We start from the raw sequence: 24,044 nt of genomic DNA on the forward strand, positions 1-24,044 counted from the left end.
CGGCGGGTGCGACGAGGGGCAGGGCCAGGGCGGCGGACAGCGCGCACGCCAGTGCGCCGCCCTTCCACCGGGCCATCGGCGCTCGGCGCCCCGAGGTCGTCACCAGCACTGCTCCTTCGCGATCTGCCGGGCGAGGAGCTCACCCGGTGCGACCCACGCAGGCCCCCGGAGAAAGCACAACGCCCTCCGTGTAGTTCTTACACGGAGGGCGTCGTGATTTGGTTATGCCACGCTGTGACAGAAGGGATTTCTGTTACTTAAGAGATCCCGGTGTCTAGCGGAAGAACCCGCGGGCCTTGGCGTTCCAGACCATGTCCTGCCAGTAGCCCCAGGCGTGGGTGCCGACGGCGTCGTAGGTCATGACCGGCAGGCCCTGGATCGCGGCGTTCGCCTCGAAGGCCTTGGCCTGGACGTAGGCCAGGAACTCCAGGGTCGAGCCCTTGAAGAGGTCGTCGAACACGTTCGGCAGGGCGTTGTACTTGCCGAACAGGCCGTTGCCCGAGCCGACGAAGACCTTCATGCCGTGCATGTTGCCGATGTTCCACATCGGGTCGTTCTGGAACCACTGCGGTCCGAAGAACGGCCACATGGAGTCGACGTTCCACGGCTTGGGGTCGACGTCGAGCATGGCCAGGCGGATCATCGTGCGCATGCCCGGCGCGGACAGGAAGTTGTAGCCCGAGAGCGAGCCGGCGCGGTCGAAGGTGCGCCGGTTCTGCGCGGCGATCGACAGGGCGGCGTTGCCACCCATCGACAGGCCCATGATGGCGTACTTCTTGTGCTTGCCGCGGCCGACGCGGAAGCCGCGACGGTCCAGACCGCGGATCAGCGTCCGGGTGATGACGCAGTTCCAGCGGTAGCGGTAGCGCTGGTGGTTGAAGTTACTGGGGGCGACCCAGTCGGTGTAGAAGCTGGCCGGTCCACCGATGGGCTCGACGACGTTGATGCCGGAGCGGACCATCTCCTGGATGTTGGTGTTGATCTCCCAGCCGCTGTAGTCGTACTGGGCGCGCATGCCGTCGAGCATGATGACGGTCTTGTAGTTGCCCGGGCGCTTCCACGCGCGGACCTTGACCTTGGGCATGCCGCAGCCGTTGACCCAGAACTGCTGGAGCCCCACCTGCGTGCCACCGATGCGCGCTGCCGCCTCACCGCTGGTCACGGCGACCAGTCCGAGGGCGGTCGCCAGCGCGATAACCATCGCGAGGAGACGGTTCCTCGTCTTCGCCGTCATAGGCACAGTCTTCGACATACGACTGATCTCTCCATATCCGTTCCGCGACCCGGGTTGTCCGGGTGCGGTCCGCCGTGTTGCGCAGGGCGCGACACGGCTTTTTCGATTACAGCGGATTGCGGATTCGTGCACCACAAATCCAGCAGACCGCAACGCTAGAGAATCGTATTGCAACAGGTTTGTGACTCACAAACCGTACAACGCTGTGATGGGGCCGACAGACCCCTCACCCGATCCACGGTAGTTCTATCGCCGCAGGTCGCGGCGCTGTTACCCGGCTCTCAGGTTGACAGGAAACGCGCAGGTTCCCCAGCCCCGTGAACCACACGGGCCACAGCTGCGCTACTTCTCCGGTCGGATCCGGGGAGGCATGGGCAGCCCGCAGCGCTGAATCTCGTACTCCGGGATCCGCGACATCCGGTAGTCGGTGAAGCCGAAGGACTGTCGCAGGCTGCTGCGGAACCGCTTGAGGGTGAACGGCTTGTCCTTGTACGACGCGATGCGGTCCATGGTCGCCGGGCAGGTGAGCGCGACCTGCGCCTGCTGCACGACCTCCTCGTCCATGAAGATCGGCAGCAGCGGGTAGCGCCCGAAAGCACCCGACTCGGCGACCACCCACTCGCGCGGCAGGATCTTGTCGTGGCCGATGCGCCCGTCGGGCAGCCGGTCGGTGTGCGCGGCGATCGGGTACGCCAGACCCATCTGGTCGATGACCCGGACGTCGAGCGGGGCGTTCATGCTCGTCATGCCCAGGTTGAGGAAGAACACCGACACCTGCCGCGGCGTGTTCGGCGGCATCTTGTCGGGCAGCTTGACGTAGTACCACTCGTCGTAGTTCGCCGAGGCGATGAGCACCGCGCCCTTTTCGTGGAACTCCTCGATCGACTTCATCATCGCTTCCATGCGCGGAAACTTGAGGTAGTCCTGCGCGGTCACCGGGTTCGGGTTGCCCATGTTGACCGCGTAGAAGCGCCGCTCGTCGACGATGCCGACGCGCCCGATGTCCAGGCCGTCGCCCTCGAGGGTGTTCTCGTGCACGACGATCGCCCAGGAGACGGTCGCGATCCAGATCAGGCCCATCAGGACGGCGCCGCCCAGCGCGGTGCGCGTCTTGCGGCGCACGACCTCGTCGGCGGGACTGTTCGGTGCGCGCCACGCCAGCCGCACGTGCTCGGGGATGGTCACCGGGATGACCATGATCGGCAGCAGCAAGATGAACAGCGGGGTCAGCAGCACGCGGGCGTGCATGAAATCGCCGCCCTGGCGCAGCCAGTACAGCGACAGCAGCAGGCCGGCGACCAGGACCACGATCACCGCGGTCTTCGGCTGCCGCAGACCGTGGCTCAGCCGGGTCCATCGCGCGCGCAGTCCCGTCGGGCGGGCGTCGGCGATCTGGGCGACCGAGTCGAGCACCGCGTCGTCGTCATCGGGCTTGGCGTGCCGCCCGCGGGCGACGGGGGCCGGCGACGCGGGTACCGCGGTGCGCCGGGAGTACAGCAGCCACCCGACGGCGATGAGCGCCAGGATCACCGGCAGCAGCAGCACGTACGGGCCGAACATGTTGGACAGGTACTTGAAGCCCTGTCCCCACTTCGATCCCGACGCGTCCTTGGCGATGGCCGGGTTCGGCACGAGCACGGCGTAGTAGCCCATGCGGAAGACCTGGTAGGCGACCGGCAGGAAGCCGGCCACCGCCGCGATCCCGAAGCGCATGCGCCAGGTCGTCGGGGAGCACACCAGGACGACGAGTACGAGAGCGCCCAGGAGGGTGATCTCCGGGCGGATCAGCGGCGCCAGACCGGCGACGAAGGCGAGCAGCAGCGTCGACGCGCCGTCGCGGCGAGCACCGGGCTCACGCCTGCACCAGGCGAGGAACAGCACCCACAGCCCGGCGACCCAGAAGATGGTGAGGCCGTTCTCCAGGCCGCTGGTCGCGAAGTCGCGGGCCGGCGGCAGGGCGATGTAGATGATCGCGCCCAACGGCAGCAGCAGGCTCAGCCCGCCGGCCGAGATCGACGGCCAGTACAGCCGCGCGGTCCCGTACATCGCGAGCGGGACGGCCAGCACCGACAGCGTCAGCGCGGTCCAGATCGCGACCCACTCGAGCTGACCGCCGGTCAGCCAGGAGAAGAACCAGAGGACGTACTGCCACAGGGTCGAGGTGTTGGCCTCGACGCGCTCGCCCATGTTGAACACCGGGCCGTTGCCGGCCATCAGGTTGCGGACGGTGCGCAGGACGATCAGCCCGTCGTCGGCGTTCCACCGGCGCTGCCAGCCGCCCGTCGCGAACAGCGCCGAGACGACGATCGCGCCGACGAGGAAACTGCCGGCGGCGACGCGGGTGCGCAGCGTGCTGCGCGACGGGGAGGTCGTCTCCCCTCCTGCTGGGGTCACGCGCTCACTTGATCCAGAGCGGGTAGGCGTAGACGGCGACACCCACGCATACTATCCAGGCGACGGCGAGGACCTGAAGAACCCGGTCTCCCAGCGCGATCTCCTCCGGCTCGCCCGCCTCGCCCCCGTCGACGTCGACGGCGTAGCGCAGGATCGCGATGGTGAACGGGACCATCGACAGGGCGTAGAAGATGTTGTCGTTGTCGGCACCGTTGAACTTGTGGGCTTCCTTCTCGAATGCCCACAGTCCGTAGAACACGACGACCGACGTCGCGGCGAGCGTCCACACGAAGCGCAGGTAGCCGGTCGTGTAGTACTCCAGCGACTTGCGGATCTTGGCGCCGGTCTGCTCGGCCAGGTGCAGCTCGGCGTAGCGCTTGCCGGCCGCCATGAACAGCGAGCCGAAGGCCATCACCAGCAGGAACCACTTGGAGAGTTCGATCCCGGTCGCCGCACCGCCGGCGACGGCGCGCAGCAGGAAGCCCGACGACACGATGCAGATGTCGAGCACCGCCTGGTGCTTGAGGCCCAGGCAGTAGGCGATCTGGATCGCCAGATAGACGCCGATGACGATCGCCGTCCCACTGTTCGCCAGCAGCGCGACCGCGATCGATCCGGCCGCGAACACCACGAACAGCAGGTAGGCCAGGTTGACCGGCACGACACCGGCGGCGATCGGGCGGAAGCGCTTGGTCGGGTGGTTGCGGTCGGCCTCGACGTCGAGCGCGTCGTTGAGCAGGTAGATCGCCGACGCGGCCAGGCAGAAGGCGGCGAAGGCGATGCCGACGTTCTGCCACACCTCGGCGGGCGTGGTGCCGTTGGCGATCTGCTCGGCACTGGCCTTGCCGAAGGTCAGTTGCCCGGCGGCCAGCGGTGCCGCCAGGACCAGGACGTTCTTCACCCACTGGCGCGGGCGGATGGCCTTGACCAGGCCGGTCGCCAGGTTCTTCGGCGGCCCGAGGACCTTGCCGCTCTCGATCGGCTCCTCGCTCATCAGACTCCTGGCTTTCGGTTTGCGAACAATCGGTCGCCCACTAGTTTGTCACCCGCGATGACCGCACCGGCACTCGCCGCTCCGATCGCGGCCCCGGCGAGGACGTCGGTCGGGTAGTGCACGCCCAGCACGAGCCGCGACAGCAGCATCGGCGGGACGATCACCGCCGGCAGGGTCGCGGGCCCCAGCCCAGCGGCGCGGCCCAGCAGGATCGCGGCGGCCGTCGTCGACGTCGCGTGCGACGACGGGAAGCTCAGCTTGCTCGGCGTGCCGACGCCGACCCGGATGTCGGGGTGGTTGGGCCGGGGGCGGCGCACGATGCGCTTGATGATCACCGACGCGGCGTGCGCGCCGAAGGCGCCGATGCCGGCCTCGATGTAGCGGCGCTTGGCGGTCTCGTCGCCGCGACGGGCGGCCAGCAGCGCCCCGGCCCCGGCGAGCGCGAGCCAGCCGAGGGAGTGCTCGCCGAAGTGGGAGAGGCCGCGGGCGGCCTTGACCGTCGTCGGATTGGTGATGGCGGACTGGATGCCCACGAGGATCGCCGCCTCGCCCGCCGGCTTGCCGCCGGGGGCCACCACGTCAGTCGATTCCGAAGACATTCGCCCAGCTTTCCTTACTGACGAGGTCCGCGTGTGCGTCGCGGTACTTCTGCTTCATCTCGGGGAACCGCTCGCGCAGCTCCTTCACGAGCGCGGCCGACTCCTTGCCGAGGGCCAGCGCCTTGTCGCGATCGCGCTGGCGGTACACCACCCCACGACCGTCGGCGGTGGTGACGGTGACGCCGTCGACGCGGCCGAGCGAGTACCAGCGCGCCTCGACCGGCGGGTAGTTGGCCTGCGGGACCTCGTGGTGGCGCGGGTCGGCCGGGCGCAGGTTGTTGGCCAGCGCCTTACCCAGGGTCAGCACCTTCTTCACCGGGTTCTTCGGCTCGTTGACGCCCAGCGCCGTGGCCTCACCGGTCGCGGTCGGCAGCTCGGTGGCCGAATCGAGCACCACCGCGTCGGGGAACTCCTTGCGCATCCCGGCGACCTTGCCCAGCGCCGTCGGCAGCAGCGACCGGATGTGGTCGGGGCCGGCGAGGAAGTCGCGGATCGCCTCGTTCTGGATGGCGACGGTCGAGTACTCCAGGCACAGCAGGTGCTTGCCGGTGGCCTTGGCCATCGAGGTGAGGATGCCGTTGATCGGTCCGTCGTGGTGGATGGCCGCGACGACGAGCCGGTTGCGCAGGTGGAAGTAGGCCTGCCAGTCGATGGCGTCGTCCTTGTCGCTCCACGCCATGTGCCAGATCGCGATGCCCGGCACGGTCGCCGTCGGGTAGCCGGCCTTGGCCGCGCGCAGCGCGAACTCCCAGTCGTCCCACTTGATGAACAGCGGCATCGGCAGGCCGATGGTCTCCGCGCACTCGCGCGGGATCATGCACATCCACCAGCCGTTGCCCTCGACGTCGATGCGCCGGTGCAGGTTCTTCGAGTTGTCCCGGTCGCTCATCGGGTACTTGGAGAAGTCGTGGTCGTATTCGACGAAGGGCGCCGCCGTCCACATGAACGTGTGGCGGTTGATGACCTCGCCCATGCAGTGCAGGTGGCTGCGGTCCTGCAGGTTCAGCATCTGCCCGCCGACGAGCATCGGGGTCTTGGCGAACCGGGACAGCGCCAGCGCGCGCAGGATCGAGTCGGGCTCGATGGCGATGTCGTCGTCCATGTACAGGATGTACGGGCTGTCGGTCAGCCGCAGCGCCTCGTACATGATGCGCGAGTAACCGCCCGAGCCGCCGAGGTTGCCCTGGTCGAACATGTGCAGGCGGTCGCCCAGACGCTGCGACGCCTCGTCGAAGCCGGGCTCGTCGACGACCTTGCGGGTGCCCTGGTCGGGCATGATCACCGCGTCGATGACCTCGTCGACCATCGGGTCGCTGGTCAGTGCGGCGAGTGCGGCGACGGCGTCGGTGGGCCGGTTGAAGGTCGGGATGCCGACCGTGACGCGCTTGTCCCTGCCCCCCTCGGACGGGGTGGGGGCAGCCACAGGCGCATACCAACCCGCGGCGGTGATCTCGGTATCGGTGTCGGTGGTGACGTCGAACCAGATCCAGCCGCCGTCCTCGAACGGGCCCAGGTCGACCTCGAACTCGATGAAGCCCTTGCCGTTCTTGTCGACCGGGACCAGGTCGCCGCCGATGCCGATGCGCGAACCGTCGATCTTCGAGCGGTACATGTCGACGCGGGCGGTGCCGGTGAGCTCGACGCGCAGCACGACCGACTTCAGCGTCGACCAGCGACGCCAGTAGGCGGCGGCGAAGGCGTTGAAATAGGTCTGGAAGCTGACCTCGGACTCGCCGCCGATGGTCACCGAGGTGCGCGACGGGGAGTGCGCGCGACGGTTGTTGCCCTCGGCCTCGACGAGGTAGAGCGAGCGGACGTCGAGGGGCTCGCCCGGGCGCGGGAAGATCACGCGCTGCAGGAGCTCGACGGCCTTGGAGTCGGGCTGCGCCTTGGCGGCGCCCTTGGACTTGGTCGCTGTAGTCATGGGCTCTCTTTAATCGTTCTGCTCGACGAGCGGCGCACCGGAGCTCAGATGCGGGGCCAGCGTGTTGTCGAACATGGTGAGGGCACTGGCGATGGCCATGTGCATGTCCAGGTACTGGTAGGTGCCCAGGCGGCCGCCGAAGAGCACCTTGTTCTCGCGCAGCTCGGCGGCGGCGCGCTCGCGGTACTTGGCGAGCATGGCCCGGTCCTCGGGGGTGTTGATCGGGTAGTACGGCTCGTCGTCGTCGGAGGCGAAGCGGCTGAACTCGCGCATGATGACGGTCTTGTCGTCGGGGTAGGTGTCCCGCTCGGGGTGGAAGTGGCGGAACTCGTGGATGCGCGTGTACGGCACGTCCGCGTCGTTGTAGTTCATCACCGGGGTGCCCTGGAAGTCGCCGGTCGGCAGCACCTCGGTCTCGAAATCCAGAGTGCGCCAGCCGAGTTGGCCCTCGGCATAGTCGAAGTAGCGGTCCAGCGGTCCGGTGTACACGATCGGGGCGTCGGGATTGGCGGCGCGCAACTCGTCGCGCACGTCGAACCAGTCCGTGTCCAGGCGCACCTCGATCTTGTCGTCGGCGGCCATGTTCTGCAGCCATGCGGTGTAGCCGTCGGTGGGCAGGCCCTCGTAGGTGTCGTTGAAGTAGCGGTTGTTGAACGTGTAGCGCACCGGCAGGCGGGTGATGTTCGCCGCCGGCAGGTTCTTCGGATCGGTCTGCCACTGCTTGGCCGTGTAGTCCTTCATGAAGGCCTCGTACAGCGGGCGTCCGATCAGGCTGATCGCCTTCTCCTCGAAGTTCTTCGCCGTCTTGGTGTCGAACTCGGCGGCCTGCTCGGCGATCAGCGCCCGGGCCTCGTCGGGGGTGTAGTAGCGGTTGAAGAACTGGCAGACCAGGCCCAGGCCCATCGGGAACTGGTAGGCCTGGCCGTCGTGCATCGCGAACACGCGATGCTGGTAGTCGGTGAACGAGGTGAACTGGTTGACGTAGTCCCAGACCCGCTTGTTGGAGGTGTGGAACAGGTGCGCGCCGTACCGGTGGACCTCGATGCCGGTGGTCGGCTCGGCCTCGGAATAGGCGTTGCCGCCCAGGTGCTCGCGGCGCTCGACGATGAGCACGCGCTTGCCCAGTTGGGTAGCCGCGCGCTCGGCCACGGTCAGGCCGTACAGGCCCGATCCGACGACGATGAGGTCGTAGGTCTCGTTATTGCTCGCCACGGGTGTTCAGGGTATCGGACCGACCCTGAGAATCCCCATTTCACTCGGTTCGGGGTCTCGATGTATCCAGACCCGGCACCTACAGCGTGATCGGAACCCCGAGCACTTCCTGAATGTCGCGCAGTTGCTCGAGCATGCTCACGTCCCCGCACCACGGCACTGGTACCCACGCCTTGTCCGACTTCTTCTTGCCCGCACGCGCGACGTCACCCACGACGCGGAGCCGGATGTTGTGGTTCGGCGCATCGAGAGTCACCGCCTGTATGTCGGTCACAACCACTGTGCGGCGACGGCCGAAGGATCGGCCGGCAATGGAGACAGACCGCTTGCCCACTCTGGTACGGCTCACACCGGGGATGAGGAACGCCAACCCCAGCAGGATCAGAACCGGCGACAGCCACAACATGAACGTGCCGCGGCCGGTGATCATCGTGCTATCGGGTTCCAACGCCAACCACATGAGTGGCGCCGCACCGAAGAGCAGCATCGCCACGGCGAACGGGATGTTGGCCCAGCGCCGCACACCGAACTCGACCGTCTGCTCGCCGCGGCGGTACCAGGACCTGCGCAAGAACACCGGTAACCATCCCGGCCGGAGCAGTGGAACCGTGACCAGCGCCAAGAGGATCATCGCGATACCGACGGAGCCGAACCCCAGCAAATCGGCATCGGACTCCCCGAAGACCGACGAGCCGAGCATGAACCCGCCCATCACCGCGATGAACGGCGCGACCACGCCGACGATCCAGTTCAGTGACCGTTCCTCGCCGCGTACGACCCGGACGACACCCTCGTCGAGCTCGGCCAAGTCATCCATGCTCACGCAACGCCGGCGAAGGGGTTCACGATCCGAACGCCGCGCAGGGTCGAGCCCGCGGCCAAGTCCTCGGTCCACAGCTCCTCGCAGCCCGAACTGGCGGCAGCTTCCAAGATCAAGGCGTCGAAGATCGATAGCTGATGCTCTGCTGCAGTGGTGGCGGCCCTCCGCACCAGGTGCTCGTCGGTCGTCACCACGTCGATCTCGATGGCATCCAGGACCCGGGCTGCATGTTCACGCGACAGGCCGATCCGTGTGAGGACCGCATGGAGTTCGATCAGCACTTGGGTGCTGATGACAGCGTCGGCCGCGTGATTCTCCAACACCTCAGCTGCGACTCGCCGCTTCTCCTCGGCCGTTTCGTCGTACAGGTAGGCAAAAACGTTGGTGTCGAGGAAGACCGTCATTCGGGCCGCCCGATGCGCTCTTCGTAGAGCTCTTCGCGCGTCCAGCCACGACCACCGCTGCTGCCCTTGAGCTCCTCAGACAACGCGATGAAGCGCCGTGCCGCTTCAGTCTTACGCTGCCGAACCTGGTCGTCGTCGGCGTACTCGCGCAGTCGGTCCGCCAGGTACTGATTCACGGACTCGCCGCGCTCGATCGCGCGGATACGGGCTCGCTTCAGCGTCTCTTCGTCCACGGTGATCGTCAGATTTGCCATGTGATCAGTGTAGCACTGATATCGTGCTACACGAGGTAGCCTCCAGATGACGGGTTGGCCCGGAGGAACCGCGCCACGGTCGTTCGTTGATGCGGTCCTGGACACGGGTCGTATCCTTCGTGCAGAGGCCCACGCGGCCGCCGTCGAACAGGAGCGCAATGCCGCCAAACGAGTTCATCCAGGGAGCAGGCGCCTGCCTCGCGACGACCAACGTGATGTCCGGGCGCGGGCAGGTGCGCTGGATGGTCCGCGAGGAATCGCAGGACCCCGCCGACAACGGGTGGCGGATCATGAGCCACATCGACGACGAGGCGTACCTGAAGAGCGACGGCTGCTGGCAGATCGTCGACTACAACGACGTCTGCGCCCTCGAACCCGCACTCATCGAGATGTGGCCGCTGCCCGTCGGCTCCGACCTTCAGCTGGTCCGCGACGAGGCCGGCACCCGGATCCTCGACACCACCAACGGCCGCCAGGTCATCCCCGAACCGCCGCGCAGCGGACCGATCCGGCGCACGCGGCCCGCGGCGCCCGGGCCGCACCCGTATGAGATCGCCAAACGCGAGGACGCGATCGCCAGCGAGACGTGCAGCGCCTTCGCCACCGTGCCGGGTTGGGACATGGCGCTGGTGTCGGCGACCTTCTCCGGCGGCGCCGCCCCGACGACGCGCTGCCTGCTGTTCACCGTCGGCGACGGGGAGCCCGACCTCGAGCGCTGGTTCGGCACCGGCGTGCTGCCGCCCGGTCTGCCGCTGGTCGCCGAACCGCCGCTTCCGCAGGAACTGGTCAACCACATCGCCGCGCACCGCGACGCCATGCCCGACGGGCAGGGCCGCATGTGGTCGACGATGCTCTACGCGGTGCAGCGCCAGGACTCGTTCTACTTCTTCGCCTGCCGATACCGGTAGCGCGAGCCCTAGAACTCGTCGACGCGCGGGAAGCCGAGGGCGACCAGGCCGCCGCGCTCGTTGAACGCCCGCCAGCCGCGGTGCGAGAAGGCGGCCGCACCGGTCTGCGGCGAGAAGAGCATCAGCCCGTGCTGGAAGCGCTGCTGCACGCCCTCGCCGTCCTCGGTCATCGACGGCACGCCCAGGGGCTTGCCCAGCGGTGACTTGCGACCGCCGAGCGCGATCTGCTTGGCGGCGAAGGCGGTGCCGGCCGCGCCGAGCAGCTTGTCCACCGTGCCGGGGTCGAAGCTGGCGTTGTCGGCGACGCCGCGCAGCAGCGAACCCAGGTCGAAGTTCTCCAGCGGGCCGAGCGGACTGACCGAGGCGCCGGGGCCGGTCTCCGGCGCGACGATCCGCGGCTTGGTCGTCTGCCCGGCGACGGTGAACCACGACGACTTGAGCTTGAGCAGCGTCCGGGCCTCCTCGCCGGAGACCTCCTTGACGCCGCGCGAGCCGACCGCCTTCACCCGCATCGCCCGACCGCCGGCCGGACCGAGGCCGTTGGCCTGCACCACTTCGAGGGTCTTGAGCGCACCCACGTCGAACGCCCGGCCGACGCTGTCGGCGCCGACGGTCGCGGTCCAGCGATGCGCGGGCGACACGGCGTCGCCGTCGTCCTGCACGGCCGGGAAGTTGCCGCCGGCGGTGTGCCCGCCGGTCGACGCGGAGAACTCGGTGAAAGCCGGGGCGCCGCCGGCGAGCAGGATCTGGCCCGCGGTCGCGTCGGCCGCTGCGTTGGTGCGCGGATCCTCTTCGGCCGCCCCGCCGTAGACCTGCGAGTTCATCGTGTCGTCGATCTTCTTGCCCTTGGCCAGCGCGGCCAGCGCATAGGTCCGTGCGGCGACGGCCTGCGCCTTGAGTGCCTCGGCACCGCCCTCGTCGGCCCATTTGGGCAGGCTCTCGCGGGGGATGACGCCCTTGACGTAGTCGTCGACGTGCAGCCGGTTCACGACCTTCCCGTCGACGAGCCCGAGTCCGCCGCGGAACGCCGCGTTGTTGCCGCACAGGCGCAGGAGCTCGGCCGCCGGGCGACTGGGCGCGGGGTTGATCGGGTCGACGAAGGGGTTGGCGCCGAGCGGCACCGTCTTGACGACGGCGCCGTTGCACCCGTTGGTGATGGTGGCCGTGGGCCCGGCCAGGCGCACGGCCTGTCCGGGTGCCACGGTTTGTCCACCGACTCGCATCGGCGCGTCCGCGCGCACATTGACCGAGCGGATCTTGGTGAGGATCACCGAGACCTCGGGCTTGTCCGCCTTCCCCGCGGTGGTGCCGCCGTAGTAGTGGCGGAGGATCCGGTCCGCCGTCCAACCCTTCTTGGCGTAGCCGAAAGCTCCCCATTGCCCCATGCCGCGACCGTGGCCGTTGCCGCGGCCGTCGAGCTTCACGTCGGCGCCGGCGGTCAGGTGGATCGTGGTGACCGTCGTGGCGGTGACCCCGACGATCGCGATGCCGCCGATGACCAGGACCGGGGCCAGTGCAGCGGACATCGCCTTGTTCCGTACTCGACGCATGACTGCCTTCCCGACGCCCATCCATGGGACCTGTGTGACTAATGGGACTTGTGTGACTGTAGTGACGGGACTAAGTGCCCACAAGCACCGTCGGTAACGAGCCGGTCACGGTTGGCCGCCGCCGCTCAGAAGTGGCGCCGCAGGACCGACGCCACGCCGTCGTCGTTGTTGCTCGGCGCGACCTCGTCGGCGGCCGCGATGGCCTCGGGGTGGCCGTGGCCCATCGCCACGCCGTGATGGGCCCAGCGCAGCATCTCGACATCGTTGGGCATGTCACCGAAGGCCACGACGGCCTCGATCGGCAGGTCGCGAAGGTGCGCCAGTGTCAGCAACCCCGACGCCTTGTGCGTGTCCGGGACCGCGAGTTCGACGAGCCCGTTGCTGGTGGAGAACGTGACCGCGGCCAGGTCGCCGACCGCGGGCACCAGCAGCTCGGCCATCTCCTCGCTGCGCATCTGCGGCGCCCGTGCCAACAGCTTCACCGCGGGTGCGTCGGCCAGGTCGACGTCGTCGACGAGTTCGTGGTCGGGGTTGAGCCAGGCGTGCTCGTAGCCGCTGGTCGCGACGAACGGCCGCGTCGCCGAGTCGTGCGCCGACGCCCCGGCCCGTTCGGCGGCCAGCCCGGCGTCGGGCAGCACCTCGTCGAGGATCTCGATGAGCTTGCGCAGCCGCGGCACCTCCAGTTCGGCGGCGTGCAGGATGCGGTCGTTCTCCAGGTCGTAGACGATGGCGCCGTTGGCGCAGACCGCGTACCGCACGAGCGACCCGCCGGGGCGCGCGGCGGCCAGGTCCGGCGGAACGGGGAGCTGGTCGGTGACCTCGGCGATCCAGCGCGGCGGGCGCCCCGTCGCGAGGACCAGGTCGACGCCGGCGCGGGCCGCGGCGGTCACCGCATCCACCGTCGCCGGGGTGATGCGGTTCTGGTCGTCGAGCAGTGTGCCGTCGACGTCGCTGGCGACGAGCGACGGCGACCCGTCGGCGGCGCTCACCCGTCGGACTCGCGCTTCGCCGCGCGGGCCGCGGCCTTCTGGGCCGCTTCCTCGTCCTCAATGACCTTCGCCTCGTCGTAGGTGGGCGCCGATCCGCCGAGTCGCGCCGGCACCCACGGCTCACCGGCCGGGTGGGGGTACTCCTCCTGGATCGGGTGCAGCATGGCGATCATCGCCGCGCGCAGTTCCGCGACCTTGGCGTCGACCGATTCCGGCGAGTCCGGGTCGACGTCGGACACGTCGATCGCCGACCCGTATTCGACGATCATCGGCATCTTGGAGCGCCCCATCGACCGGGGCACCCCCTTGCCCCACTGCCGGTGCGCGCCCCAGCCGATGACCGGGATGACCGGTACGCCGGCGGCCGCGGCCATGCGGACCGCCCCGGACTTGAGTTCCTTGATCTCGAAGCTGCGGCTGTGCGTCGCCTCCGGGTAGACGCCGACGAGCTCACCCGCGCGCAACGCCTCCACCGCCTCTTCGTAGGCCTCGTGGCCGGCCGACCGGTCCACGGCGACGGTGCCCGTGTGGTTCATCAGGTAGTTCAGAATCGCGTTGTCGCGCATCTCCGACTTGGCCATGAACCGGATGCGCCGACCCCGTCGATAGACGCCGAGCGCGATCGGCAGGAAGTCCATGTAGCCGGTGTGGTTCATCGCGAGGACCGCACCGCCGGTCGGCGGGATGTGGTCGGCACCGCGGAAGTCGACCCTGACGCCCTGGGCGCGATGCAGCACGACGCCGACGAGCTCCAGCGTGCGGTAAACCGGCTCCATCTCCACTCCCTTCGAGCCCGACACTACCGCGCCGCGCGGGTCTACCCTGGCGGCATGAGCTCCCCCACCGCGGCAATCATGCGCCGCGTCGCCGAGCGCGAGGTGGCCCGCGGCGGGGGACGCGTCCGACGACCGGCGGGCGAGGCCGAGGTCGATATCGCCTACGTCCGCAGCGGCCCCTCCGACGGACTGCCGATCGTCGTCATCCCCGGCGGTCCCGGGCTGGCCTCGGCGGTGCCGTACCGGGCGCTGCGACGGGAAGCCGCCCATCTCGGGCTGAACCTGGTGATGATGGAGCACCGCGGGATCGGGTTGTCGCGGTTCGACACGACCGGCGCCCCGCTGACCCGCGCGGCGGTGACCGCCGTCGCCGCGGCCGACGACCTCGCCGCCGTCCTCGACGACGCCGGCATCGAGCGCGCGGTGGTGTTCGGCAGCTCCTACGGGACCTACCTGGCCGAGCTCTTCGGGGTGCGCCATCCCCAACGGGTCGCCGCGATGGTGCTCGACTCCCCGATCCTCGACGTCCTGGACGACCTGGCCACCACGCGCGCCTACCGCCGGGAGCTGTTGGTCGACGGTCCGGGCGAGACGGCCGACGCGGTGCGCACCCTGGTCAAGGCCGACGTCGTGCCCGCCGCCGAGCTGGGCCAGGTGATCACCTCGACCTACGAGATGTGCGGACCGGACGTCGTGCGACGGCTGGCGGCGGCCCGCGCCCTCGGCAAGGCCCGCGTCCTGTGGAAGCAGGTGGCCAAGATCGGGGAGGCCGAGTTCGACGGGGCCAGCCCGTACATCATGGAGCCCGACCTGGTCGCCGGGATCGCCTACGGGGAGCTGGGTTACGCACACGACCCCGACGGGCTGCCGCTCGACCCGGTCGCACCGTTCGCCGCGCACTCCGACGAGCCGTTCACCGGCGAGCCGGTGTCGATGGTCGCCGAGCTGCCGCGCTTCACCTGGCCGACCGCGGTCATCGCGTGCGCGCGCGACATGCAGACCCCGCCCCCGGTCTCGCGCCGGATCGCCGACCTGGTGCCCGGCGCCGTCCTCGTGGAGCTGCCCGACCTGGGGCACAGCGTGCTGGACTCGCACCGTCGCGCGGCGCAGCAGATCATGCGCGCGATGCGCGACGGCGAGGGCGACCGGTTGCCACAGCGGGCCGACGAACTGGTGGCGCTGCCCAAGCGCGGATCGCTGGAGATCATCGCGCAACTGATCCGCGGCGGGGTCGCCGTCGGCGCCCGGTAGCCGGACCGGGTTCTTCGCAGTCGGCCGTCCGAACTGTCCACGTGATCTGACCCGTCGGTAAGAAGTTGTTGTAATCCAGCTCACACCGGCTTACCCTCAGGGGGTATATCTGGCAACACGCGTGATCACATCGTCGATGTGGGCCGCCCAGAGCCGCACTCCGGAGGACACATGGAGACCACCGCTCACCCCGTCGAGCCGATGGCGGACAACGCGTCGAAGGCGCCGTCACGGTGGAGCGGGGCCACTCGCGCGACCGCCGTCGCGGCCATCGCCGCAGCGGTCGCCCTGTGTGCGTCTTTCCTGAGCACGCCGCCGGCGCATGCCGCCTGTGCGGCCAACGGCGCCGTCATCTTCGTGCCCGGAACGGGTGACACCAGCGGCAGCGCGTATGCCGGTCTGGTGGCCAAGGCGAAAGAAGAGGGCAAGGACGTCATCCAGGTCCAATACCCGACGACGCTGTGGCCGACCGGCCCGATGGGCTACGACCACGACGCCGACCTGGGGCGGCAGGCGACCATCAACGCGATCAGCGACTACCAGTCGCAGTGCAAGTCCGAGGACGGCACGATGCCGAATATCGAGGTAACCGGCTATTCGCAGGGCGCCCGGGTGGCCGGCGACGTACTCTCCGACATCGGCAACGGTCGACTCCCCGGCATCAGCAAAGAGAACATCACCGGCACCTTGTTCTCCGATCCTCGCCAAGAGCGGATCTCTGGTTTCGCCGGCCGCGGGATTGAGATGACCCTCTTCGGGGTCATCCCCGGCTTGACGATGAGCGGCCGCCGAGACGGCGGCTTCGGGGACATCCCGGTCAACACCCTCTGCGAGCAAGGCGACCCGATCTGCTACCTCGCCGACCCGGTCAAAGACCCGCTCGGCGCCATCGACGGCCTGCTCGGCTACTTCGTCAAGCACACCGACTACCCGCAGTTCGGCTGGATCAACAGCCTCAAACCGGAAGACTGGGAGAACATCAACGGGGGCGGCCACGTCGTCTGCCACGAAGCCCCGAACAACGGCGGAAACGTGTGCGTTCTTCAGGACGTCTCCTCGGTGACCCGCCTCATCCGCATCGCCGCGACGGCACTGGGAATGTCGGCCGAGGATGTCGCGGCTATCCCCGACATCTACGGCAAGGTCCAAGAACGCCTGAACCTCAACGGCGTACTGCCCGGCGTGGGGATCTCGGACCTACAGCCGCTGTTCAAGCTGGTCTACGGGCTGTTGCCGCAACTGCCGTACCTGACCTATCACTCGGGCGGGTACCTGCCGGATGTGTTCACCGTGGCCAACCTGGTCTCCGGGATCATCCCCGCGTTGACCGGCAACCCCGGTCCGCTGTTCGCCAATGCCGAACTCGTGGCCCGCAGCATCGCCAGCATCATCGCCATCCCGGTCAACGCCTCGATCTACTGGGGCAATCAGCTCGGCGGCGTCTTCGGCCACCCCAACCTCATGGGTGGCCAGCTGGGCATCGGCTTCATCCCCGGCGACGAGGTCTGGCCCAACACGTGGCTCAATCACGGCCCTCCGGCAACACCGGGCACCGAGTCGGCGACAACCACACTCGCCGCGGCGCCCGCACAACTCTCCGCCGCCACGCTGACCACCCTTGTGCACAACGCCGACCAGGCACTCGAGGCCACCCCCGGGGTCGATGCGGCCAAGTCGGCGACGGGCACGTTGGCGACGACGAGCAAGAATGCCGACGGCGGGCTCGCCGACTTCCCGGCGGCCGATGCGCGGCGAGCGCCGGCGCCGACGGTGACGACTCCGCCGGTGGAACCTGCACCGAATCCGGCGCCCACTCCTGCTCCGAGCCCGACGGCGACCCCGGCTCCGTCTCCCGCTCCGGTGACGCCACCGGTGGTCGAATCACCGACTCCGCCGGTCCAACAGCCCATTCCGGCGCAGCCGATCACGCCGCCCGCGCCGGGGCAGCAAGCGCCGCAGCAACAGACCGGTCCGCAACTCCAGCCGCAAGCGGGAACCCTCTCGCAGCAACCGGACGCGCCGGCAACCGATTCGACCGGCGGAACCGCAGGTGGCACCACCGGTACGACCCCCGGTGCCGGCGCCGGAGGTCCGGCGGCGGGCGCAACGGCAGGCGGCGGCGCCGCGGGATAGCCCGACTCCCGTCAGAGCCGATGCGTCGTGATCACGGTGAACCAGCTGTACCGCAGGTACAACCGGTCCGGCGGCGGCTGATAGCCGGGGACCGCCGCCAATGCCGAGGCCAATTGGTCGACGTCGGCGAGCGTGACGGGCAGCGGCGCCCCGGCCCGGAAATCCAGGTCCACCTCGACCGGCCCCGACATCGCGTAGAGGTGCACGCCGACCTTCCCCTCCTCGGGCTTCACCGGGACGTCGCGGCCGGCGGCGCGAATGGCGGTGACCCGCCCGTCCCGGTCGTCGACGGCCAGCACGAGTCCCTCGGCGCCGCGCGGCGAGGCGAGGGACAGCCGCACCGTGCGGATCCCGCCGACGGTGGTGTCGCCGAGGATCTGCAGCGTCGGAGCGGGCACGGTCACCACCGGCGCCGGACCGACCCGGGCGCGCGGCAGTGTCGGATCGGGGGCCGGGTTGTCGACCGTCTGGCTCCCGACGAGGCGCTGGGTCCACGGATCGAGCTTCGTCCACTCGAGCTTGCCGCTGGGCACCGCCCACGACGCCCGCCCGGTGTCGGCGTCGAGCGCGTACACCAGACGCGCCGGGCTCGGTCGCGTCGCGCCCGGGGTGTTCATCCGCAGTCCGACGACCGCCAGCACGATCGCCAGGAGCGCGGCCGCGGCGGGCAGGGACAGCAGTCGGCGCCACCGGATCTGTGGCGCGGCCACCAGCGGCAGCATCAGGACCGCCGCGAGCATCATCGGCGGCACCGCGAGGTACAGGCCGTCGCGCAGGCCGATGCTGAAGGTCGTCCAGCCGACCGCGATGAGCATGACCGCCGTCGGCACGAGTCCGATCGTCAGCGCGACCGCCCGCCCCACCCGATTCGACGTTCGTAGGGCGAGGATGCCGCCGAGCGCGGCGAAGGGCGCGGGCACCAGGATCGGCGCCAGTTGCGGTGCGACCACCACCCCGGCGACGCCCAACACGGTCAGCACGATCACGGCCGCCGCCCACAGCGCCCACGTCCCCAGGCGGCGCACCAGCGGGTACCAGACCCCGAGCACCACGACCGCGATCGCGAGCACACCGGCCTGCAGGGCCAGTGGCCGCCACGGCGACGGGAAGGAGGCCAGGTCGGGCCGGATCAACCACAGCACACCCCAGTACCCCAGCCCGGCAAGGCCGCCGGCGCCCATCAGCACGCCGACCGCGATGACCGCCCAAACGAGTCGGCGCACGGTCGCCTCCCCGGCCCGCACGACCAGCACGACGGCGACCACGGCCAGCAGCACCGCCAGCGCGACCAGCACCCACGCCCAGGCGGTCGGGAAGTGCACGAACAGCCCGGGCGGGACGTTGAAGTACACCTCGTCGCCCTGGGGGCGCGTGTACTCGGCGAGGTCGGCGGTGCCGAGGGCCCGCGTCATCGCGAGCGCGTTCGCGCCCATCTGCTGCAGTGAGCGCTGGTCGACGAAAGCGGCGGCGTCCCGGATCGAGTGGTAGTGCGCGCCGCCCTCGAGGTAGGCGAAGTCCATCGCCTTGTAGCCGTCGGCGGAGAAGGCCGTGAAGTCGGTGCCGTTGGGCATCAGGCCGAACAGCGTCGACGACGTGGAATCGGCGACCGGATGCGGAGCGACATCGGCGAAAAGCCTTGTGAGAGCGGCAGATCCACCGGTGCTGCGGAACATCTGGACCGCTCCGGACGTCCCGCGCGACTCGTGGTTCAGCACGATTGCGGGGGTCTCGCCGCGCGGCCTCGAGTGCGTGTACGCCTCGGCGCCGAGCAGTCCGGGCTCCTCGGCGTCGGTGATCAGCAGCACGATGTCGTTGCGCGGCGGCAGGCCGGTCGTGAGGGCGCGGGCGACCTCGAGGATCGTCGACACCCCGGCGCCGTCGTCGTTGGCGCCGGGCCCCGACGGCACCGAGTCGTAGTGCGCGGACAGCATCAGCCGACCGGTCGGCGCGGTGCCCTTGATGACGGTGACGATGTTGCGGGTGCGGGCGACGGGGATGAGTCCGGCGACCTGACCGATGCCGGCGGGCACGACGCCGACCGCGTCGTCGACCTGCGGCTGCAGACCGAGGGCGCGCAGCTGCCCGACGAGATAGTCGCGGACGCGCTCGTGTTCCGGCGTGCCGACGGGATGCGGGGCGGTCGCGAACCGGACGATCTGCTGATGGGCGCGCTCGGCGGAGAACTCCGACGCCGGGGCATCGGCCCGCACCGCGGTCGGCGGGGATTGGTCGAGCACGGCCAGGGCCGCGATCACCAACAGGAGCAGTGCCCCCACCGCACCGGCGATTCCCAGCCCGCGCGGGCCGGACGAGACTCTTGCGTCGGCGTCGTCGACGGTCATCTCATGCGACGCACTAGGCGTCCGGGTTTGCTTCCCGCTCGGCCTTCTTCGCCATCCGCTCGGCCTGCTCGGCCTCGTCGGCCTTGGTGGCCTCCTCGAGCGTCGGCGCCCCACCGCCGAGACGGGCGGGCACCCAGAACTCGCCGGCGGGGTACGGACCGTTGAGCTCGACGTACTGCTCCTTGAGTTCGTCGAGCTTGGCGGTCATGACGTCGTGCAGCTTGGCGGTGAGCGCATCGGGCGAGCCGGTGGCCTCGAGCGGCTCGGCGACGCCGATCGCGACGGGGATGTGCGCGCGGCCGAGATTCTTCGGGTGACCCTTGGTCCAGATGCGCTGCGCACCCCAGATGAGCGTCGGGATGATCGGCGCACCCGACTCCAACGCCATGCGCGCGGCGCCGGACTTGAAGGCCTTGATCTCGAAGCTGCGGCTGATCGTCGCCTCCGGGTAGACGCCGACGAGCTCGCCCGCCTTCAGGTAGTCGACGGCGGCCTGGTAGCTCTCGGCGCCCGCGGTGCGGTCGACGGGGATGTGCTTGCAGCCGCGCATCAGCGGACCGGAGATCTTGTTGTCGAAGACCTCCTTCTTCGCCATGAAGCGGACCTTGCGCTTGCCCTGCAGATAGGCGGGGATGCCGGCGAGGGTGAAGTCGAGGTAGCCGGTGTGGTTGATCGCGACGACGCCGGGCCCCTCGGCGGGCGTGTTCTCGACGCCGGAGATCTTGAACTTGATGCCCTGGAATGCCCACAGCGAGCGCGCCGCGGCGATGATCGAGTCGTAGACCGGTTCCATACGGCGAATCCTAGTCGCGGGCCCGCCGCAGCGGCAGGGGCGACGAAAAGGCAGGTATGCCGGATTTCCAGGAGATTCACAGAGACGGGCGAATACGCAGGTAACAGCGCCGTGAGGGATGCAGGGAAGTAAAACTGTGGTCCACGATGTGCTAACGCCGAGGCCGTGGCCTGCGATTATCTATGCGTCAGATCTCTGCTCGCATCTAAGTACGCCGTTTCCAACCGAAAGTAGTGACATGCGAACCACCACCGTTACCGGCCGGGTTGCCCTCGGCCTGATCGGCACCGCCGGCGTGGCCGCGCTCCTCGCGCCCGCCGCCTCCGGCGCCACCCCCGTCGGCCCGGCTGCCGCCATGGTCAAGCCCGCGACCGTCACGACGGCTCCGGCCGCCCCGGTCCTCCCCTCGATCCCCGGCATGGAACTGGTCACCGTTCCGCTCGCCCCCGTCGGCATGGCCGGCCCGGCCGTCCCGACGGCCGTGACCGTCGCCGTCGACAAGAAGCAGGCCGCCGCGCTCACCGACCTCGGCCGCCACGAGGTCAAGCAGGGCTACGTCAACGTCGGCGACGCCGCCAACCAGGGCGCCCTCCAGGGCGCCGGGCAGGGTGCTGCGATTGGTGCCCTCGGTGGCGCTGTCGTGGGTGCGATCTTTGCCGGCGTCCCTGCGGCGATTGGTGGAGCGATCGCCGGCGCAGGTATTGGTTCAGCTATCTTCCCGATCGTCGGCACTGTGATCGGTGCCGCGCTTGGGGCCATCATCATCGGTGGTGGAGCCGCGCTTATCGGTGCGATCGTTCCCGCCATTGTGGGCGCGATTGTCGGTGCCATCGGTGGTGGCATCAACGGCTACATCCAGGGCGAGAACCAGGCCAAGCGTCACAACAACGCCGTCCGCCAGAATGGTGGCCGTCCGGTGTCGGCACCGGTCCAGGTGAACGCCCCGGTGAACCCGGTCGACCAGTTCGTCCAGCAGGGCCAGACCCAGGTGAACCAGTTCGTCCAGCACGCCACCAAGCAGGCCCAGGCCTTCGTCCCGGCCCCGCGCCAGGCGGTCGCCCCGGTTCAGGTTCCGCAGCTCGCGGTCCCGACCACCACCCAGATCAACCGGTCGATCAACGACATCCACCGGTCCGTGGCCAAGCAGTTCGGCCTCCCCCTCCCCGCCAATCGGAAGTAGCAGAACACCCCATGCGTAACACCAAGATCACCGGCCGCATCGCGGTCGGCCTGATGGGCTCGGCGACGATCGCCGCCCTCCTCGCCCCCGTGGCCTCCGGCGCGACCACCGTCGGCTCCGTCGCCGCGACCGCCAAGCCGGTCGTCGCAAGCAAGAAGGCGGCCCCCGCGCCGGTCCTCCCCTCGGTCCCCGGCAAGAAGCTGGTCATGGTCGAGACGGCGCTGCCCGGCATCGCCGGCCCGGCCAAGTCGGCCCCGGTCGTCGTCGCCCTGGACAACAAGCAGTTCGGCAAGCACGACGCCGCCAACGGCAAGGTCGATCCCGGTTACGCCGCAGGTGGTGCCATCGGCGGCGCGCTGAGCGGTGCACTCGCAGGCGCGCTCTCGGCATTCCTCTACCCGATCGTGGGCGGCGCCGTGATCGGCGGCATCGGCGGGGCGATCAGCGGCGCCTCAGCTGGCCTCGCGCTCGGCATCCCGTTCTTCCCGCTTCTGCTCATCACGGTGCCGGCCGGCATTCTCATCGGCGGCCTCGGCGGCGCAATCGTTGGCGGCCTGGGCGGGGTCGCGACTGCGATCGGGATGCTGCCGGGTATCGCCATCGGCGCGATCGTGAGCGCCATCGTCGGCGCGATCGTCGGTGCCATCTTCGGCGGCATCGCCGGCGGCGCCTACAGCCAGAACCAGAAGGCTGCTGCGCCGCGCCGCGCATCGGCCGCGACCCTGGCCGTCGCCCCGGTGAACCCGGTCGACCAGCTGGTCCGCCAGGCCCAGGCCGCGCTGCTGCCGCAGCCGACCAAGGGTGCGCCGGTCAACCCGGTCGATCAGATGGTCCGCCAGGGCCAGAACCAGGTCGACCAGTTCGTCCGCCAGGGCCAGAACCAGGTGAACCAGTTCGTCCAGCAGGGCCAGCAGCAGGTGAACCAGTTCGTGAACCAGGCGGCCAAGCAGGCCCAGGCGGTCTTCACCCCGCAGCCGACCAAGGCCGTCGCCCCGGCGCCGGTCCAGGTCCCGCAGCTCGTGGTGCCGACCCAGGCTCAGGTCAACCGCTCGATCAACGACGCCCACCGGACCGTCGCCCGTACCTTCGGGCTGCCGGTTCCCAAGCGCATCCGCTGATCGAAACCGACACAACGAACCCCGCGCACGTCGGTGCGCGGGGTTCGTTTGTGTTCGGACTACTCTCCTTAGCCATGCGTACCAATGCCGCCCGACTCACCGTCGGCCTGGTCGGCGCCGCGGCCGCCGCCACCCTGCTCTCCCCCACGGCCTCGGGCCTGACGCCCGCGGGCGCGATGGCCGCACGCCCCGTGTCCACGACCCCCGCCCCCGTCGCGGCACCACCGGCACGCCCCTACGTCGTCATCACGACCGCCCCCATCGGCACCGCCGGACCGGCCGCACCCGCGCCGATCGTCCTCGTCGGCGACCGGGCCGCGACCCCCGCCAAGAAGGACGGCTACGTCAACGAGCAGGAGTGGGCCCAGCGCTACGCGCAGCAGGGCGCTGCCCAGGTCGGGATCCAGGGCCTGCTCTACGGCGCGCTCGCCGGCGCGATCATCGGCGGACTGGTCGGCCTCGGCGCCGGCCTGATCGTCGGGATCGCCAGCGCCGGGATCGCCTTCCTCGCGGTCGGCCTCCTCGGAGTCGCCGGCGCCGTCGTCGGCGCCGGGATCGGTGCGGTGATCGGCGGCATCGCCGGAACCATCACCGGTGCGGTCAACGGCTACAACGACGGCCTCGGCGAGGCGCGCTACCACAACCGCAAGCTCCGCCAGTACTACGGCGACACCGGTCGCAAGCCGGCCGCGCAGCAGCTGGCCGCGCCGCTGCCGTGGACCCCGCAGCAGCCGGTCACCGTCGGCGACCTCACCCGCACCGTCGCACCGCGGCTTCCCGTCGCGGTCCCGCGCGAGCTGTCCGGCATCGTGATCCCGAGCCCGGCCACCAAAGCCGTCGCCGACGCCCAGCGGGCACTCGGCGCCGCTCTGGGGGTACCGCCCGCTCGGGCCCACCACAGCCGCTGACCAGGTGCGAGACGCAGGTCACGCGGGGTATTTCGCCGCTATGACCTGCGCGTTTACCGGGTGTTCTGCGCGCAGATAAAATCTGTTTGAATCAGAGTCATCCTGCGGGCGTGTGTGCTCGATAGCTTCAGCGCCATGCGAAAAGACACGCTCCCCACCCGTATCGCCATCGGTCTCCTCGGCTCCACCACCGTCGCGGCGATGCTCGCGCCGGTCGCCGCCGGCGCCACCGCGCCCGGAGTCGTCGCCGCCACCGCCACC

At 69.5% G+C, this 24,044-nt stretch carries 20 protein-coding genes; 6 read left to right on the plus strand and 14 right to left on the minus strand.

The genetic code is table 11. The features are described 5' to 3' along the window. Positions 1-274: 274 nt before the first annotated feature. The 9 genes from QM634_RS11555 to QM634_RS11595 form a co-directional block, all read right to left on the minus strand. A complete protein-coding gene (locus QM634_RS11555) occupies positions 275-1,234 on the minus strand; it encodes an alpha/beta hydrolase (protein WP_415042922.1) in 960 nt (319 codons plus the stop codon). 342 nt (positions 1,235-1,576) lie between these two features. Further along, positions 1,577-3,628 carry a hypothetical protein gene (locus QM634_RS11560; protein WP_415042923.1) on the minus strand — a complete coding sequence of 684 codons (2,052 nt, stop codon included), beginning with the start codon at positions 3,626-3,628 and terminating at the stop codon, positions 1,577-1,579. A 4-nt stretch (positions 3,629-3,632) separates the two neighbouring features. Continuing rightward, the gene (locus tag QM634_RS11565) at positions 3,633-4,622 is read right to left on the minus strand and encodes a decaprenyl-phosphate phosphoribosyltransferase (RefSeq protein WP_415042924.1); all 990 of its coding nucleotides are present in this window, start codon (positions 4,620-4,622) and stop codon (positions 3,633-3,635) included. Further along, positions 4,622-5,221, minus strand: a complete 600-nt coding sequence (locus QM634_RS11570) for a phosphatase PAP2 family protein (RefSeq protein ID WP_415042925.1) — start codon at positions 5,219-5,221, stop codon at positions 4,622-4,624. Before QM634_RS11570 ends, QM634_RS11565 begins: the two co-directional genes overlap by 1 nt. Then, the gene (locus QM634_RS11575) at positions 5,202-7,145 is read right to left on the minus strand and encodes a glycosyltransferase (RefSeq protein ID WP_415042926.1); all 1,944 of its coding nucleotides are present in this window, start codon (positions 7,143-7,145) and stop codon (positions 5,202-5,204) included. The genes QM634_RS11570 and QM634_RS11575 overlap by 20 nt, the downstream gene beginning before the upstream one ends. A gap of 9 nt (positions 7,146-7,154) precedes the next feature. Beyond that, positions 7,155-8,357, minus strand: a complete 1,203-nt coding sequence (gene glf, locus QM634_RS11580; protein WP_415042927.1) for a UDP-galactopyranose mutase — start codon at positions 8,355-8,357, stop codon at positions 7,155-7,157. Positions 8,358-8,436: 79 nt separating this feature from the next. After that, entirely contained in the window at positions 8,437-9,165 is a 729-nt protein-coding gene (locus tag QM634_RS11585; RefSeq protein WP_415042928.1) for a hypothetical protein, read from the minus strand. A gap of 11 nt (positions 9,166-9,176) precedes the next feature. Further along, positions 9,177-9,581 carry a PIN domain-containing protein gene (locus QM634_RS11590; RefSeq protein WP_415042929.1) on the minus strand — a complete coding sequence of 135 codons (405 nt, stop codon included), beginning with the start codon at positions 9,579-9,581 and terminating at the stop codon, positions 9,177-9,179. Then, a complete protein-coding gene (locus tag QM634_RS11595; protein ID WP_415042930.1) occupies positions 9,578-9,835 on the minus strand; it encodes a hypothetical protein in 258 nt (85 codons plus the stop codon). Before QM634_RS11595 ends, QM634_RS11590 begins: the two co-directional genes overlap by 4 nt. A 158-nt stretch (positions 9,836-9,993) precedes the next feature. Here QM634_RS11595 and QM634_RS11600 point away from each other — a divergent pair, with 158 nt between their 5' ends. Further along, on the plus strand, positions 9,994-10,743 hold the full coding sequence (locus QM634_RS11600; RefSeq protein ID WP_415042931.1) for a DUF2185 domain-containing protein: 750 nt from the start codon (positions 9,994-9,996) through the stop codon (positions 10,741-10,743). 8 nt (positions 10,744-10,751) lie between these two features. On the opposite strand, the gene QM634_RS11605 is transcribed toward QM634_RS11600, so the two are convergent. The 3 genes from QM634_RS11605 to QM634_RS11615 all read right to left on the minus strand — a co-directional run bounded on the left by QM634_RS11605 (position 10,752) and on the right by QM634_RS11615 (position 14,058). Next, positions 10,752-12,269 (minus strand): SpoIID/LytB domain-containing protein, encoded by a 1,518-nt coding sequence (locus QM634_RS11605; RefSeq protein ID WP_415042932.1) that lies wholly within the window; start codon positions 12,267-12,269, stop codon positions 10,752-10,754. Between the two features lie 149 nt (positions 12,270-12,418). Beyond that, positions 12,419-13,282: an HAD family hydrolase gene (locus QM634_RS11610; protein ID WP_415042933.1), complete on the minus strand. Its 864-nt coding sequence runs from the start codon at positions 13,280-13,282 to the stop codon at positions 12,419-12,421. Beyond that, complete coding sequence (locus tag QM634_RS11615) at positions 13,279-14,058, minus strand: lysophospholipid acyltransferase family protein (RefSeq protein WP_415042934.1); 780 nt, start codon at positions 14,056-14,058, stop codon at positions 13,279-13,281. Before QM634_RS11615 ends, QM634_RS11610 begins: the two co-directional genes overlap by 4 nt. A 54-nt stretch (positions 14,059-14,112) precedes the next feature. On the opposite strand from QM634_RS11615, the gene QM634_RS11620 reads away from it, so the two are divergent. Further along, positions 14,113-15,309: an alpha/beta fold hydrolase gene (locus QM634_RS11620; RefSeq protein WP_415042935.1), complete on the plus strand. Its 1,197-nt coding sequence runs from the start codon at positions 14,113-14,115 to the stop codon at positions 15,307-15,309. A 171-nt stretch (positions 15,310-15,480) separates the two neighbouring features. Next, complete coding sequence (locus tag QM634_RS11625; protein ID WP_415042936.1) at positions 15,481-17,442, plus strand: cutinase family protein; 1,962 nt, start codon at positions 15,481-15,483, stop codon at positions 17,440-17,442. Between the two features lie 11 nt (positions 17,443-17,453). Here the strand turns inward: QM634_RS11625 and QM634_RS11630 are convergent, their stop codons facing one another. Both QM634_RS11630 and QM634_RS11635 read right to left on the minus strand, forming a co-directional pair. Next, entirely contained in the window at positions 17,454-19,784 is a 2,331-nt protein-coding gene (locus tag QM634_RS11630; protein ID WP_415042937.1) for a M20/M25/M40 family metallo-hydrolase, read from the minus strand. A 13-nt stretch (positions 19,785-19,797) separates the two neighbouring features. Next, positions 19,798-20,577 (minus strand): lysophospholipid acyltransferase family protein, encoded by a 780-nt coding sequence (locus QM634_RS11635; RefSeq protein WP_415042938.1) that lies wholly within the window; start codon positions 20,575-20,577, stop codon positions 19,798-19,800. A 238-nt stretch (positions 20,578-20,815) separates the two neighbouring features. On the opposite strand from QM634_RS11635, the gene QM634_RS11640 reads away from it, so the two are divergent. The 3 genes from QM634_RS11640 (at position 20,816) to QM634_RS11650 (ending at position 23,783) form a co-directional block, all read left to right on the plus strand. Then, on the plus strand, positions 20,816-21,757 hold the full coding sequence (locus QM634_RS11640; RefSeq protein WP_415042939.1) for a hypothetical protein: 942 nt from the start codon (positions 20,816-20,818) through the stop codon (positions 21,755-21,757). 11 nt (positions 21,758-21,768) lie between these two features. After that, positions 21,769-22,875, plus strand: coding sequence for a hypothetical protein (locus QM634_RS11645; protein WP_415042940.1), 1,107 nt, complete (start codon positions 21,769-21,771; stop codon positions 22,873-22,875). 74 nt (positions 22,876-22,949) lie between these two features. Beyond that, positions 22,950-23,783 (plus strand): hypothetical protein, encoded by an 834-nt coding sequence (locus tag QM634_RS11650; RefSeq protein ID WP_415042941.1) that lies wholly within the window; start codon positions 22,950-22,952, stop codon positions 23,781-23,783. Positions 23,784-24,044 lie beyond the last annotated feature (261 nt).

This window comes from Gordonia sp. (in: high G+C Gram-positive bacteria), assembly GCF_047606305.1.
GTDB lineage: Bacteria > Actinomycetota > Actinomycetes > Mycobacteriales > Mycobacteriaceae > Gordonia.

What these genes read in the sequence shown, in the direction of transcription:
- QM634_RS11645 (WP_415042940.1), top strand. Translation starts at nt 21,769, where the DNA reads ATGCGTAACACCAAGATCACCGGCCGCATCGCGGTCGGCCTGATGGGC.
- QM634_RS11555 (WP_415042922.1), bottom strand. Translation starts at nt 1,234, where the DNA reads ATGACGGCGAAGACGAGGAACCGTCTCCTCGCGATGGTTATCGCGCTG.
- QM634_RS11595 (WP_415042930.1), bottom strand. Translation starts at nt 9,835, where the DNA reads ATGGCAAATCTGACGATCACCGTGGACGAAGAGACGCTGAAGCGAGCC.
- QM634_RS11590 (WP_415042929.1), bottom strand. Translation starts at nt 9,581, where the DNA reads ATGACGGTCTTCCTCGACACCAACGTTTTTGCCTACCTGTACGACGAA.
- QM634_RS11635 (WP_415042938.1), bottom strand. Translation starts at nt 20,577, where the DNA reads ATGGAACCGGTCTACGACTCGATCATCGCCGCGGCGCGCTCGCTGTGG.
- QM634_RS11615 (WP_415042934.1), bottom strand. Translation starts at nt 14,058, where the DNA reads ATGGAGCCGGTTTACCGCACGCTGGAGCTCGTCGGCGTCGTGCTGCAT.
- QM634_RS11630 (WP_415042937.1), bottom strand. Translation starts at nt 19,784, where the DNA reads ATGACCGTCGACGACGCCGACGCAAGAGTCTCGTCCGGCCCGCGCGGG.
- QM634_RS11620 (WP_415042935.1), top strand. Translation starts at nt 14,113, where the DNA reads ATGAGCTCCCCCACCGCGGCAATCATGCGCCGCGTCGCCGAGCGCGAG.
- QM634_RS11565 (WP_415042924.1), bottom strand. Translation starts at nt 4,622, where the DNA reads ATGAGCGAGGAGCCGATCGAGAGCGGCAAGGTCCTCGGGCCGCCGAAG.
- QM634_RS11570 (WP_415042925.1), bottom strand. Translation starts at nt 5,221, where the DNA reads ATGTCTTCGGAATCGACTGACGTGGTGGCCCCCGGCGGCAAGCCGGCG.
- QM634_RS11575 (WP_415042926.1), bottom strand. Translation starts at nt 7,145, where the DNA reads ATGACTACAGCGACCAAGTCCAAGGGCGCCGCCAAGGCGCAGCCCGAC.
- QM634_RS11605 (WP_415042932.1), bottom strand. Translation starts at nt 12,269, where the DNA reads ATGTCCGCTGCACTGGCCCCGGTCCTGGTCATCGGCGGCATCGCGATC.
- QM634_RS11625 (WP_415042936.1), top strand. Translation starts at nt 15,481, where the DNA reads ATGGAGACCACCGCTCACCCCGTCGAGCCGATGGCGGACAACGCGTCG.
- QM634_RS11640 (WP_415042939.1), top strand. Translation starts at nt 20,816, where the DNA reads ATGCGAACCACCACCGTTACCGGCCGGGTTGCCCTCGGCCTGATCGGC.
- QM634_RS11650 (WP_415042941.1), top strand. Translation starts at nt 22,950, where the DNA reads ATGCGTACCAATGCCGCCCGACTCACCGTCGGCCTGGTCGGCGCCGCG.
- QM634_RS11600 (WP_415042931.1), top strand. Translation starts at nt 9,994, where the DNA reads ATGCCGCCAAACGAGTTCATCCAGGGAGCAGGCGCCTGCCTCGCGACG.